The organism is Mesorhizobium sp. M0983 (genome assembly GCF_040318975.1).
In the GTDB taxonomy this organism is placed as follows: Bacteria; Pseudomonadota; Alphaproteobacteria; order Rhizobiales; family Rhizobiaceae; genus Mesorhizobium.
The window spans coordinates 120,838-134,868 of record NZ_JAMYNH010000006.1; the positions used below are offsets into that span (position 1 = coordinate 120,838).

Here is a 14,031-nt window from a genome sequence, read left to right on the forward strand (position 1 = left end):
TGCCTGGATTTCGGCATGGTGGAGTACCGCACAACGCCGTGACCAGCGCGCGTTGCGGATCGGCCTGGTGTGGAAAGGCGAGAAACTCGTCGCCGTCGTTCCGCTGGCGATCGGCAGGCGCAGGGGGCTGCGGTTTCTCGAATGGGCGGCCGGCAGCTATACCGACTATGGAGATATTCTCGTTGCCCCGGACTGCTCGTTGTCGGCGCTGCAGGAGCTATGGAGCCAACTCTGCGATGCCGGTGGCTTCGATCTTGCCCTGATCAATCGTCTCTCACCGGATGCGGCGGCCCGCAAAATTTTCACGCCGGGAGCTTCCTGCGGCATCAGGCTTCGTCCGTTTCACCGAACGGAAGTCAGCTATCGCGTTGCCGGACAATGGGAAAGCGGAGCGGCATGGTTCGCGGATCAGTCGAAAAAGACGCGCCAGAACTATCGGCGCGGCATCAAAGTGCTGGAAGAAACCGGAGAGGTGAGATTTCGCCTGCTTGCCCCCGACGAGCCGCTGCAACCGGTACTGGAGCGCCTCGCGGCCTTGAAGCGGAAATGGCTGACCGAGCGCATGCGTGAGTCCGACCTGTTCGAAGAGGGCGTGCCGGTACTCGCCGCGCTCGTCGACGCGCTGGCGCACGCCGGCGTGCTGCATATCTTCGTCCTGGAATGCAATGGCATAATGGTCGCGGTGTCGATCAACTTCGTCCAGCACGACGTGATGATGGCCTTCGTAACGACTTTCGATCCGGATTTCGGCCGGGCGTCGCCGGGTGTGATCCTGTTGATGGATTACGTACAGTGGTCGATCGATCACGGCTTGAGCGTGGTCGATTTCCTCTGTGGTGCAGAGTCGTTCAAACACAAATTCTCAACGCAGGCGGTTACGCTGGAATCCGTCATCGGAACGCGCACGGCACAGGGCGCGCTTGCATCCCTTGCCGATCGTGTCCTTCAGACCGTCAGGCACATGCGCGAGCGTTCATTGGCACCACCAGAGGGGCGCGATATCCCCGCCCAAGCCGAAGCAGCCTTGGACTAGCGGGACGCTGGCAAAAAAGCTCAAATGAAGCGCGGTATTGGACCGTTTTGCGGCGTGGTGCGGTCGCCGAGGTCGAGGAAGATATCGTCGATGTAGCACCATCCCCAGCCTTCCGGCGGATCGTAGCCTTCGATGACGGGATGGCCGGTTGCCCGAAAATGCTTGGTGGCATGACGGTTGGGCGAGTCGTCGCAGCAGCCGACATGGCCGCATGTGCGGCAGAGCCGCAGATGCACCCACTGCGAACCGCTCTTCAGGCATTCCTCGCAGCCGAGCGCGCTCGGCGTCACGTCGCGAATGTCCCCGGCATGCCTGCATTCGTCCGCCATCATGCGCTCCTGGCCAGTTGAGGCGCCACGGCGAGACTGCCGCCTTGCGCGAGATATGCATGCAGCGCCGCAACCACCTGGGCACCTTCACCGACGGCAGCGGCGACGCGCTTGATCGAGCCAGCGCGCACGTCGCCGATGGCGAACACGCCGCTGCGGTTCGTCTCCAGCGCACCCGCTTGGCCAATGTCCGGCCCAGTGCGCACGAAGCCCTTCGCGTCCAACGCCAAGCCGCATTGCGCCAGCCAATCGGTGTTCGGATCGGCGCCGATGAACAGGAAGAGATGGTGGATCGGACGTGCTGTCTCCGTGTCGCGGTTGCGCCAGCGTACATTGCCAAGATTGCCGTCGTCGCCTTCCAGCGCCGTGATCTGGGTCTCAGCCAGCACCTCGATGTTCGGCTGTGCCCTGACGCGCTCCACCAGATAGCGCGACATGCTCGCATCCAGGCTGCTGCCGCGCGCCAGCAGCCATACCTTCTTCACATGCGCCGCCAGATAAACAGCAGCCTGGCCAGCCGAATTGCCGGCGCCGACCAGGGCCACCTCTTGCCCGGCGCAAAGCCGGGCTTCGATCGGCGAAGCCCAATAGTGCACGGAGGTTCCCTCGAATTGCGCCAGGTTTGCCATATCAAGGCGGCGATAACGCGCTCCACTGGCGATCACCACCGACCGCGCCTGCACGGTCTCCCCGCCGCCGACGGCGAGCGTGTAATGGGCGCCCGACGTGTCGCTTGCACTGCCCAGCCGCTTCGCCTCGTCCGGTATCACCATTTCGACGCCGAATTTCTGCGCCTGATTGTAAGCGCGCGCCATCAGCGCCATTCCCGAAATGCCGGTCGGGAAGCCGAGATAGTTCTCGATGCGCGAGGAGGCGCCCGCCTGTCCACCAAAGGCACGGCAATCGAGCACGATCGTCGACAGCCCTTCGGAAGCCGCATAGACGGCCGCCGCGAGGCCGGCCGGTCCGGCGCCGACAATGGCCACGTCGTACAGCTTGTCGGCGTCGATCGGCCTCACCAGGCCGATGCAGCGGGCGAGCTCGTTCTCTCCGGGATTGAGCAGCAGCTTGCCGTTCGGGCAGAGCACGATCGGCAAATGGTGGATATCGACATGGAAGCGTTCTATCAGCGTCTTGGCGCAGGGATCGGTAGCGGAATCGAGAACCCTATGCGGCTGTCCGCTGCGGGCTAGGAAACCTTGCAGCCGCAATACGTCACCGCTGTCGACCGGTCCGACAATGATCGGTCCGGCTGTGCCGCTCTCGAGCAGGCCGACACGGCGCAGGATCAGCGCCCGCATGATGCGCTCGCCGAGGTTTGCTTCCTGTACCATCAGGTCCCGCAGCCTTTGCGAGGCGATGACGAGCGCCTCGACCGGCTCGACCGCCTCCACATCCACCAGCGAGGGCCGGGCTGAAAGCTGCGCCAGCTCGCCGACGAAATTGCCCGCACCGTGCGTGACGATCGTTTCGCGCCGGCCGAAGCTGCCGCCCTGGATTATATCCACTTTGCCGGACAGGACCACGATCAGACCGGGCGCCAGCTCGCCGGCTTTGACGATCTGTTCGCCTGCAGCATAAGACACGGCTTCGCCGAAACGGCCCATGCGGTCCAGGTCCGCCTCAGCCAGCGCTGGAAACATCTGATCGCGACGGGCAATGGAGATCGGATTGGCGGATTGAGACATGGTTCGAGCCTATCGCCGGTGTCCGACAGATTGAAGCGGTTTTTTGCGGCTAGCAGGCCGGCAGGAACGCAGCCTGCCTGTCGGTAAACGCTGTGCCTTTCGCTTCGCAGTTCACGGACGGCGGCCCGGGCGGCGGTGCCGGCGCGACGTGCCTCACATTCCGTTGCATCTCCTTGATTTGTTTGATTTGCGTATTCCGGCAAACCCGACGCATGCTGCTTCGGCCGGCGCCTGTCTAAGCCGGCCAGGCCCGGCGCGCCGTCCTGTGTCAAACTCTCGGCCGCCGGGCTTCTGAACAGGAGAAACGGCCTGCGTCCGCTAGGCGGCTACCTGAAGCACGATCTTGCCGCGCGTATGCTGCTTCTCGAGCCGTTCCTCGGCTTTGGCGACGTCCTCGAGAGGATAGATTGCCTGCACGAACGGCCTGACCTTCCCGGCGTCGATGAGGCGGCTGATTTCGGCAAGCTGTGCTGCGTTCGGCTTGGTCAGATAGGAGACGCCGCGAGCCCGATGCTGGCGGGCCTTCTCCGCCGACGGTTCGGAAAGCGTTGAGACGAGCGTCCCGCCGGGCTTGAGCACGTCCCACGAGCGGTCCTGTGTTTCGCCTGCTACCAGGTCGAAGACGAGGTCGACGTCCTCGACAACCTCCTCGAAGCGCTGGTTCTTGTAGTCGACCGCCTGGTCGGCGCCAAGCGCGCGGACGAAATTGAAATCCTGCGCGGAAACGGTCGTCGCGACGAAGGCGCCCGCAACCTGTGCAAACTGCACCGCCAGATGACCGACGCCGCCGGCGCCACCATGGATGAGAACCCGCTGCCCGGATTTGAGGCCGCCGTGATCGAAAAGACCTTGCCACGCGGTAAGGCCCGCAAGCGGCACGGCGGCGGCTTCGGCGTGGCTTAAACGTTGCGGCTTCGCCGCCGCCTCCGTTGCCTTGACGACAACATATTCGGCGTTGCCGCCGCGGTCGTTGCCGAGCATGGCATATAGCGGATCGCCCTTCTTCAGCGTATGGGCCCGCGTGCCGCACAGTTCCACCACGCCGGATACGTCACTGCCGAGCGTAACGGGCAGATCCGCGCCCGAAGAGCCCTCGCGAACCTTGTAGTCGACGGGATTGACGCTTGCCGCGTAGACCTTGAGCGTGACCTCGTCGTCATGCGGCTGAGGCAACCGAACCGTGTCCAGCGAAAGAGCCTCCGGTCCACCAAAATCGTGGATACGGACGGCCTTCATGGTAATCATGGCTTGCTCCTCGTCGGTTTGCGGTCCAGTTCGCCTCTGAACAGTTTCACCGGCAGGCCGGCGTCTATCCGGCCGGCGGTTCGGTCGTGGCAAGGCCGGTCGACGGTGCGCCGTCAGTGTATCGTTTGCGAATGCTCGCCGCCGGGTTGCGAGATGCCGCTTAGCGCTTCACCGGCTGTCGCCGTCTCGCTGTTGGTGGCGAGGTCGCCCAGCGAAACGATGCCGACCAGGCGCTTGTCCCGATTAAGCACCGGCAACCGGCGCACTTTCAGATCAGCCATGTTGCGCAGAACATCCTCCGCGTCTTCGTCGTCGAAACAATACCTGACCTCGGTGCTCATCACTTCCCGTACCTTGGCGTCAGGTGTCTTGCCTTGGGCGACGCCGCGGATTGCGATGTCGCGATCGGTTATCATGCCGACGAGCCGGTCGTTCTCGCCCACCGGCATCGCGCCGGCGTCGAGGCGACCCATCATTTCTGCCGCACCACGTAGGGTTTGCTGCGGACTGGCGATCTCGACGTCCTTTGTCATGCAGTTGCCAACTTTCATTTTAACCTCCGTTGGTTGCAGGCCCTGCCGCCGAATTCCGTGATGGAAGGGTGAATGAGCGCCAGCGCAAAACGTTCCATGGCAAGACCCGTTTCGAGCGCTCCGCCAAATCACCCTTGCCATCCTCCACTCCGACCGCCCTTCAGGCGGTCGGCCCGGGAAAAGTCGGTTCCGAAGGAATTTCGGAAGGGGTGCCAGGAGGAATCCCGATTGGCTCCTGGTCCGGCATTGGAATTGGATCCGGCGAGGGTGGGGGTACGCCTGGAGGTTCTCCCGGCGGAGTCTCCGGCGGGGCAGGCGGCCGGGCCGGCTCGGGATTGGGATTGTCCGGCAGTGGATTCGGGTTGTTCGGATCGGGATTGTCCATCGATCACTCCCTGACATCTGTGGCCTGATCTCCGCTCAGAGTGGGTTGTCGCAGCGGCGATCAGGCTCTCTTGTCCTAAACCAAGGGGAAGCAAAAGCGTTCCCGATTCCGACGCCAAGCGCGGTGCGAATCTATCGGGCGGTTCCCAGGCTGGCATACATTCCGTTGGTGCGGAATTGCGTCGGGTTGATGCCGTAGAGGCGGCGGAAGACCTTCGAAAAATAATTGGCATCCTCGAAGCCGCACATGATGGCGACTTCCTTGACCGGCAGGAAATCGGCCTTCGTCAGCAACTTCGCCGCGCGCTGCAGTCGCTGCTGCAGCACGAATTCGGCGGGCGGAAGACCTTCACTCTCGGCGAAGCAGCGCGAGAAATGCGCGCGGCTCAGGCCGCTGATCTCGGTGAGATCGGCAACGCGGAGCGGCCTGTCGAGATTGGCCTTGATGTGATCGATGACCGGTTGCATGGCGCTCTTGTCGTCGGTGACGGCATGCGAGCCGAAGACATCGTCGTAGAGCGCCATGGCGGCTTCATAGGCGACAGCCGAGGCGGCTCCGGGCGAGACCGCGCCTGTGATCAGGCGTACGCTGCAATCCGCGAGATGATCGATCGTCGAGGGCTTCAGCCGAAGCACCGGACCGACGGCGGCAAGGATCGACTTGTGAATGCGCAGTGCCTCCTCGCCGTTCATCGATATCCAGAAGAATTCCCAGCGTTCGCCCCTGGCCAGCCAGTAACGGTGGTTGTGCGGCACGAGAACCAGCAACGTATCGCCCCTTTGCAGACGGTAGTTCCGGTTCTCGTAGCGCAATCGGCCGATGCCGCTGATCGTGTGCTGGAGCACGGTAAACGGCGTCTGGCCGCGCCTGCGCCCATCCCAGTCGTAGACCTCGTTCTCGCGCACTTCATAGCCCGTGCTTGTCGGCATGGTGTGCAGGCGCTGGCGGCCGCGCGGCAGCGATACCGTCCTGCCCGCCGGCCCGGCGTCGATCAAGTTCCGCAGCACAAAATTACCCCTAAAAGCATAATCCTTCTCTGGTCGCGTGCTGAATTAGGCGCATAATCCCTCGAGAAAAGCAAAAGAAACCGCGGTCAAAGAGCGGACGGGAGGAAGCGCCGGAGTCCAGCCTGCACGCCATGGCAGGCGGGCCAAGCCTGTTTTCGCCGCCTTTGCCCTAACATTCGATCAGGTCGAGGTGAGACTGATGAGTTTCAAGATCGCTATCATCGGTGCGGGAAGCGTCGGCTTCACCAAGAAGCTCTTCACCGACATTTTGTGCGTTCCTGAATTCAGGGATGTCGAATTCGCGCTGACCGATCTCAGCGAGCGCAATCTCCAGATGATCAAGTCGATCCTCGACAGGGTCGTCGAATTCAACAGGCTGCCGACCAAGGTTACAGCAACGACCGACCGCCGTGCTGCCCTTGAGGGTGCCCGCTACGTCATCAGCTGCGTTCGCGTCGGCGGTCTCGAAGCCTATGCCGACGACATCCGCATTCCGCTGAAGTATGGCATCGACCAATGCGTCGGCGACACGATTTGCGCCGGCGGCATCCTCTACGGCCAGCGCAACATTCCGGTGATCCTCGATTTCTGCAAGGATATCCTCGAAGTCGCCGAGCCTGGGGCGAAATTCCTGAACTACGCCAACCCGATGGCCATGAACACCTGGGCGGCGATCGAATATGGCAAGGTCGATACCGTCGGCCTCTGCCACGGCGTCCAGCACGGCGCCGACCAGATCGCCGAAGTGCTCGGCGCCAAGTCGCGCACCGAACTCGATTACATCTGCTCCGGCATCAATCACCAGACCTGGTTCATCGACCTGCGTCTCAACGGCCGCAAGATCGGTAAGGACGAGCTGGTTGCCGCCTTCGAGGCGCATCCGGTCTATTCGCAACAGGAAAAGCTGCGCATCGACGTCCTGAAGCGGTTCGGCGTCTATTCGACCGAAAGCAACGGCCATCTTTCCGAATACCTGCCCTGGTACCGCAAGCGGCCGGACGAAATCACCCGCTGGATCGACATGTCCGACTGGATCCACGGCGAGACCGGCGGCTACCTTCGTTATTCGACCGAAACGCGCAACTGGTTCGAAACCGAATTCCCGCAATTTCTGGAATCCGCCGCGAGGCCGATCGATCCTGCCAAACGCTCCAACGAGCATGCCAGCCATATTCTCGAGGCGCTGGAGACGAACCGCGTTTATCGCGGTCATTTCAACGTCAAGAACAATGGCATCATCGCCAACCTGCCGCAGGATGCGATCGTCGAGTCGCCCGGCTTCGTCGATCGCTTCGGTATCAACATGGTGGCCGGCATCACGCTGCCGGAGGGCTGCGCCGCCACTTGCATTTCCTCGATCAACGTCCAGCGCATGTCGGTTCATGCGGCAATCTCCGGCGATATCGACCTGCTGAAGCTCGCGGTCCTGCACGACCCACTGGTCGGCGCGGTTTCGACCCCGGAAGAGGTTTGGCAAATGGTGGACGAGATGGTCGTCGCCCAGGCCCGCTGGCTGCCGCAATATGCCGATGCGGTGCCGGCCGCGAAGGAACGGCTTTCGAAATCCAGGGTCAAGACCCGAGAATGGGCCGGTGCGGCACGGCGCGACGTCCGTTCGATCGAGGAATTGCGTGCGGAAAAAACGGCTCTCAAGCAGGCCGTCTGAATTTCATCGGGACGGATTGCGGTAAAGTTTCGGAGGGATTTTCGGCGCCGCACCGTCTGCATAGCGTTCGAGGAGAAATGGAGCGGCGTCAACGCGCTCCTGAACAACAGGGAGGAGAGACGATGAGGAATTTTCGAAACATTGGCATTCTCGCAGGGCTGGCGCTTGGCGTCTCGGCCTCGGCGCTGAGCGCATATGCATCCGAGCCGACCGTGCCGCCGGTGCCCGCGCAATTTCCCGCCGAGGGAAAGATCAAATATGTCGCGCGCGACTCCATCCTGGAGTTCAAGGCACTTCCAGAATACCACGAACCCGATTGGGTCACCGACAAATACGTCAAGCAAGGCAAGCTGCCGCCGGTCAAGGACCGGCTCCCGAAGGAGCCGCTGGTCTTCAAGACCGGCAACATGCCGGACGGCGTCGGCGTCTACGGTGACACGATGCGCCATGTCATCGGCGGCCGGCCGGAGGGCTGGAACTACGGCGCGGGGCAGACGCAAGGCTGGGGCGGCATCGACATCGGCCTCTCCGAATGCCTTACGCGAACGGCCCCGCTTTTCCAGGTCGAAGCCAAGGACACCGAGCCGCTGCCGAACCTCGCCAGGGGCTGGGGCTGGTCGAAGGACGGCCACACGCTGACGATGCATCTGGTCGAGGGCGCGAAATGGTCGGACGGCGTTCCGTTCAACGCCGACGATGTGATGTTCTACTGGGACGACGAGGTGATCGACCCCAATGTCTCGCCGCTGAACGGCGCCACGCAGGAGACCTTCGGCGTCGGCACGACGCTGAAGAAAATCGACGACTACACCGTCGAGTGGACCTTCAAGGACGCCTTTCCGAAGCAACACCTCTACGCCATGGCTTACGGCAAGTTCTGCCCCGGACCGTCGCACATCCTCAAGCCGCAGCATCCGAAATACTCGAAGAACACTTACGAGCAGTTCAAGAACGCGTTCCCGCCGGAATATATGAACATGCCCGTGATGGGTGCCTGGGTGCCGGTGGCATACCGCCCCGACGACATCATCGTCATGCGCCGTAATCCGTACTATTGGAAGGTCGACGAGAAGGGCAACCAACTGCCGTATCTCAATGAACTGCACTACAAATTATCGACCTGGGCCGACCGCGACGTTCAGGCGGTGTCCGGGGCGGCCGACATCTCCAATCTGGAGCAGCCGGAGAATTTCGTCGCCTCGCTGAAGCGGGCGGCGCAAAAGGACGCGCCGGCCCGGCTTGCCTTCGGTCCGCGGCTGATCGGCTATAATCTGCGGATGAACTTCTCCGCCAACGGCTGGGGCAATCCCGACGAGCGTGGGCAGGCGGTTCGCGAGCTGAACCGCAACGAGGATTTCCGCAAGGGCGTTACCATGGCGCTCGACCGCAAGGCGCTCGGCGACTCGCTGGTCAAGGGTCCGTTCACCGCCATCTATCCGGGCGGCTTCTCCTCGGGTACGAGCTTCTACGACCGGAAGTCGACGGTCTACTACCCCTTCGATCTCGAAGGCGCCAAGGCGGAACTCGCCAAGGCAGGCCTGAAGGACAGCGACGGCGACGGCTTCGTCAATTTTCCTGCCGGCACCGCCGGCGGAAAGAATGTCGAGATCGTGATGCTCGTCAACAATGACTACACCACCGACAAGAGCCTCGCGGAGGGCGTCGTCGGCCAGATGGAGAGGCTAGGTCTTCGCGTTGTCCTGAACGGGTTGAACGGCGTCCAGCGCGACGCGTCCATGTATTCTGGCCGTTTCGATTGGATGGTCAGGCGCAATGATGAGGAGCTCACCTCGGTCGTACAGAACACCGAGCAACTGGCGCCGATCGGCCCACGCACAAGCTGGAACCATCGCGCTCCGGAAAACGGCCAGGTCGATCTGATGCCGTTCGAGAAGGACCTCGTCGACATCGTCAACAAGTTCGTCTCGGCGCAGGACAACGACGAGCGCGCCAGCCTGATGAAGCAGTTCCAGAAGATCTCGACGCAACACGTCTATACCGTCGGGCTGACCGAATATCCCGGCGCGCTGATCATCAACAACCGCTTCTCCAATATCCCGCAGGGAACGCCGATCTTCATGTTCAACTGGGCCGAAGATTCGATCATTCGTGAAAGGGTCTGGGTCGCTGTCGACAAGCAGCAGAAATATGAACTGTTCCCCGAACAGCTTCCCGGAAAGCCCGGCGACAAGGGTCCGACGAACTGAGTTTCCTCCCCTGACTTGAAAATTCCCGGCCGCGCTGCTGGCGCGGCCGGGACAAAGCCAGCGGCAAGGGGATAACTGAAACCGAGCGAGGAGAGAAACGGCCGATGCTGCGATTTCTGCTTATGCGCATAGCATCCGCATTACCGGTTCTCGCCATTTTGAGCGTGGTTACCTTCGCGATCATCCAGGCCCCGCCGGGCAACTATGCCGACTACATCCGCTTGCAGCTCATCAACCAGGGTGGAGCCTCCTTTGCCGAGGCCGATGCGCAGGCGAAGGCTTATAGCGTGGAGCATGGCCTCGATAAGCCGGTTCCGCTCCAATACCTGAACTGGATCGCCGGCATCGTCACCCGCGGCGACTTCGGCTACAGCCTGTATTACAACAAGCCCGTCGCCGACGTGGTGGGCGAGCGGCTGCCGCGCACGCTGCTGCTTGCGCTTGTCTGCCATCTCTTGGCTTCGGTGCTGGGCATCGGCTTTGGCATCTGGGCGGCGACCAGACAGTACAGCTGGATCGACAGTACGCTGTCAGCGATTTCCTTCCTCGGCATGACGGTGCCGCGCTTCCTGATGGCCCTGATCATCGTCTACCTGCTGGTCTTCCAGTTCAATGTGTCCGAGATCGGCAGCTTCTTTTCGCCGCAATTTGGCGGGGCGCCGTGGTCCTGGGCGAAGTTCGTCGATCTCGTCCGGCATGTCTGGCCGGTTGTCGCCATCGCCACCTTTGGCGGGCTCGCCTACAACATGCGGGTGATGCGCGGCAATTTGCTCGACACGCTGAACGCGCAATATGTCGAAACCGCTCGCGCCAAGGGTCTCAGCGGTGGTGCGGTCGTGATGCGCCATGCGGTGCCCAATGCGCTGCATCCGCTGGTCATGTATCAGGGCGTCGTGCTGCCCTATATGCTGACCGGCGAGATCGAGACTGCGATCATCTTTGCCCTGCCGACCGTCGGCCCGGCGATCGTCGGTTCGATGGCGGTTGGCGACGTCTATGTCACGGCGACCTTCATGATGGTGCTGTCGGCGACGCTGATCGTCGGCAACATCATCGCCGACATGCTGCTCGTCATGCTCGATCCGCGTGTGCGCCAATATGCAGGGTCCTGAGATGCTTGTGTTCGAGCCCTCGCTGCCGCCACTTGCCGAGGAGCCGGCCAAGACCAAGCCGCGCGGCAATGAGAGCTACATCGCACTCGTCTGGCGCCGCCTGAAACGGTCCTGGACCGGCATGGCCGGGCTCATCCTGGTCGCGTTTCTGGTGCTGCTGGCGGTGTTTGCCGACTTCTTCGCACCGATGGATCCCAAGGTGACCGATGTCGGCTTCGCCCCGCCGCAGATGATGAGCTTCCATGACAAGGACGGCAACTTCGTCTTCCAGCCACGCGTCTATGCCCTGGCGGATTCGGAAGACCTCGACCCGGTTACCTTCCAACCCGTCGTCGGGCCGGACTACGACCATCCGCGGCTGCTCGGCTTCTTCGTCAAGGGAGCGGAGTACAGACTGCTCGGCCTGCTTCCCGCGAACCGGCACTTCTTCGGCTCGACCGACGGCCAGCCGGTGCACTTCCTTGGCACCGACAAATTCGGCCGCGATGTGCTGGCTCGTGCGATTTATGGTTCGCGCATCTCGTTGATGATCGCATTGACCGTGGTTTTCATCGTCACCGTGATCGGCACGACGGTCGGCATGGTGTCGGGTTATTTCGGCGGCACATTCGATGTCTGGGTCCAGCGCTTCGTCGAACTGGTGCTCGCATTTCCGCAATTGCCGCTTTATCTGGCGCTAACGTCGCTGGTTCCGGTGACGGCGCCGACAAATGTCTTCCTGGCCTTCGTGATCGTCGTCATGTCGGCGCTTGGCTGGGCGCAGATGTCGCGCGAGGTGCGCGGCAAGACCCTGGCGCTGGCGCGAATCGACTACGTCCGTGCGGCGATGGCGGTCGGCGCCACGGATGGCCGCATCATCATGCAGCACATTTTCCCAAACGTGATGAGCCACGTGATCGTTGCCGTCACATTGGCGATCCCCAGTGTCGTCCTGCTCGAATCCTTCCTCGGTTTTCTCGGCTTCGCGGTGAAGCCGCCACTGATCTCCTGGGGGCTGATGCTGCAAGACACCGCCACCTATTCGGTCATTGGCACCTATCCCTGGATACTCTCGCCGGTCGGCTTCGTGCTTGTCACCGTCTTCGCGTTCAACGCGCTTGGCGACGGACTGCGCGATGCAGTCGATCCTTATTGACGTGACATGATGCAACACGCGCTCGTCAAATCTTTCGCACCGCCTGTCCGGCTCGACCATGATGGACGTTCGGAAAACCCGGTCATCGATGCCCGCAACATCGCCGTCGATTTCAAGGTCGAGCACGGCATGGTGGAAGCGGTCAAGGACATCTCCTTCCAGCTCTATCGCGGCGAGACGATCGCCATTGTCGGCGAGTCCGGATCGGGCAAGTCGGTGACGGCGCGCACCGTCATGGGACTGTTGTCGAAGCGTGCGGTCGTGTCGCCGAAATCGACCGTCGAATACAATGGGGCGAACATCCTGAAATTTTCCGAGCGTGCCCGGCGCAAACTGCGCGGCGACCGCATCTCGATGATCTTCCAGGAACCGATGAGTTCGCTCAACCCGATCTACACGATCGGCAGCCAGATCGTCGAGGCGATACGGGTGCATCGCAAGATGAGCCGCAGGCAGGCCGAGGCAAGGGCGCTCGAGCTGCTGCAGCAGGTGCAAATTCCTGAGCCCCAGGCGCGGCTGAAGCAGTATCCGCACCAGCTTTCCGGCGGTCAGCGCCAGCGTGTGATGATCGCCATGGCGCTGGCCAACGATCCGGACGTGCTGATCGCCGATGAGCCGACGACGGCGCTCGACGTGACGGTTCAGGCGCAAATCCTCAATCTCATCCGCAACCTGCAGAAGAAACTGCGCATGGCGGTGATCCTGATCACGCACGACCTGACCGTGGTGCGGCAGTTCTCCGACTATGTCTACGTCATGCAGCATGGGGAGATGCGCGAGCACAATGTGACGGAGAAGCTGTTCGCCAATCCGCAGCATCCCTACACATGCCACCTGCTTGCCTCCGAGCCGCGCGGCCAGGCAAATCCGTTGCCGGAAGGCGCCGACGTCATTCTTGAGGCCAAGGGTGTGCGCGTCTCCTTCATGCTGCGGCACGGCACGTTCATGAAGCCGGATCTGCGCGAACTTGTCGCCGTCGACAGCCTCAGCCTGACCCTCCGGCGGCACGAGACGCTGGGCCTCGTCGGCGAATCCGGATCGGGCAAGACCACGTTCGGCGAGGCGTTGCTCAGGCTCAACACCACGGACAGCGGCGAGATCTATTTCGATGGCCAGCCGATCCATGGCTGTTCGCGGGCGCAGATGCGGCCGCTGCGGTCGCGCATGCAGGTCGTCTTCCAGGACCCGTTCTCGTCGCTCAACCCGCGCATGACGATCGGCCAGATCATCGAGGAAGGGCTTGTCGTCAACCGCATCGGCGCCACGAGGAACGATCGGATCGAGCGGGTGCGCGAGGCACTGATCAGCGCCGGCATGCCGGGCGATATCCTGTCGCGCTTCCCGCACGAGTTTTCCGGCGGCCAGCGCCAGCGTATTGCGATTGCCCGCGCCGTCGCGCTCGAACCGGAATTCATCGTACTCGACGAGCCGACATCGGCGCTGGATCTCTCGGTCCAGGCGCAGATCATCGAACTGCTGCGCAAGCTGCAGCGCGAACGGGGCCTGAGCTACATCTTCATCTCGCACGATCTCAAAGTCGTGCGGGCGCTGTGCCATCGCGTCATCGTCATGCAGCACGGCCGGATCGTCGAAGAGGGGCCTGTCGACGAAGTCCTGTCCCATCCCAAAACCGCTTACACCGAACGGCTGGTCAAAGCCGCTTTCGAGGTAGCCTGATTGTTATGCCGGAG

The 14,031-nt window shown here is 62.3% G+C and carries 11 protein-coding genes; 6 read left to right on the forward strand and 5 right to left on the reverse strand.

The annotated features are described in order from the left end of the window. Positions 1 to 199 precede the first annotated feature (199 nt). Positions 200 to 1,033 carry a GNAT family N-acetyltransferase gene (locus NKH71_RS13645; RefSeq protein WP_352895119.1) on the forward strand — a complete coding sequence of 278 codons (834 nt, stop codon included), beginning with the start codon at positions 200 to 202 and terminating at the stop codon, positions 1,031 to 1,033. A 20-nt stretch (positions 1,034 to 1,053) separates the two neighbouring features. Here NKH71_RS13645 and NKH71_RS13650 read toward each other — a convergent pair whose 3' ends face one another. The 5 genes from NKH71_RS13650 to NKH71_RS13670 all read right to left on the reverse strand — a co-directional run bounded on the left by NKH71_RS13650 (position 1,054) and on the right by NKH71_RS13670 (position 6,142). Continuing rightward, positions 1,054 to 1,365, reverse strand: a complete 312-nt coding sequence (locus NKH71_RS13650; protein WP_352484042.1) for a UBP-type zinc finger domain-containing protein — start codon at positions 1,363 to 1,365, stop codon at positions 1,054 to 1,056. Further along, positions 1,362 to 3,050 (reverse strand): FAD-dependent oxidoreductase, encoded by a 1,689-nt coding sequence (locus NKH71_RS13655; RefSeq protein WP_352788084.1) that lies wholly within the window; start codon positions 3,048 to 3,050, stop codon positions 1,362 to 1,364. Before NKH71_RS13655 ends, NKH71_RS13650 begins: the two co-directional genes overlap by 4 nt. A gap of 318 nt (positions 3,051 to 3,368) precedes the next feature. Then, positions 3,369 to 4,295, reverse strand: a complete 927-nt coding sequence (locus tag NKH71_RS13660) for an NADP-dependent oxidoreductase (protein WP_352895120.1) — start codon at positions 4,293 to 4,295, stop codon at positions 3,369 to 3,371. A 113-nt stretch (positions 4,296 to 4,408) separates the two neighbouring features. After that, complete coding sequence (locus tag NKH71_RS13665) at positions 4,409 to 4,846, reverse strand: CBS domain-containing protein (protein WP_352788220.1); 438 nt, start codon at positions 4,844 to 4,846, stop codon at positions 4,409 to 4,411. Between the two features lie 498 nt (positions 4,847 to 5,344). Further along, on the reverse strand, positions 5,345 to 6,142 hold the full coding sequence (locus NKH71_RS13670; RefSeq protein WP_352788221.1) for an AraC family transcriptional regulator: 798 nt from the start codon (positions 6,140 to 6,142) through the stop codon (positions 5,345 to 5,347). Positions 6,143 to 6,419: 277 nt separating this feature from the next. Between NKH71_RS13670 and NKH71_RS13675 the strand changes: the two genes are divergently transcribed. The 5 genes from NKH71_RS13675 to NKH71_RS13695 all read left to right on the forward strand — a co-directional run bounded on the left by NKH71_RS13675 (position 6,420) and on the right by NKH71_RS13695 (position 14,017). Then, positions 6,420 to 7,886 carry an alpha-glucosidase/alpha-galactosidase gene (locus NKH71_RS13675; protein WP_352494473.1) on the forward strand — a complete coding sequence of 489 codons (1,467 nt, stop codon included), beginning with the start codon at positions 6,420 to 6,422 and terminating at the stop codon, positions 7,884 to 7,886. A 122-nt stretch (positions 7,887 to 8,008) separates the two neighbouring features. Next, entirely contained in the window at positions 8,009 to 10,093 is a 2,085-nt protein-coding gene (locus NKH71_RS13680) for an ABC transporter substrate-binding protein (RefSeq protein ID WP_352788090.1), read from the forward strand. Between the two features lie 104 nt (positions 10,094 to 10,197). Next, positions 10,198 to 11,205 (forward strand): ABC transporter permease, encoded by a 1,008-nt coding sequence (locus tag NKH71_RS13685; RefSeq protein WP_031194486.1) that lies wholly within the window; start codon positions 10,198 to 10,200, stop codon positions 11,203 to 11,205. A 1-nt stretch (position 11,206) separates the two neighbouring features. After that, a complete protein-coding gene (locus tag NKH71_RS13690; RefSeq protein ID WP_352788092.1) occupies positions 11,207 to 12,340 on the forward strand; it encodes an ABC transporter permease in 1,134 nt (377 codons plus the stop codon). A 9-nt stretch (positions 12,341 to 12,349) separates the two neighbouring features. Beyond that, entirely contained in the window at positions 12,350 to 14,017 is a 1,668-nt protein-coding gene (locus NKH71_RS13695; RefSeq protein ID WP_352639489.1) for an ABC transporter ATP-binding protein, read from the forward strand. Positions 14,018 to 14,031 lie beyond the last annotated feature (14 nt).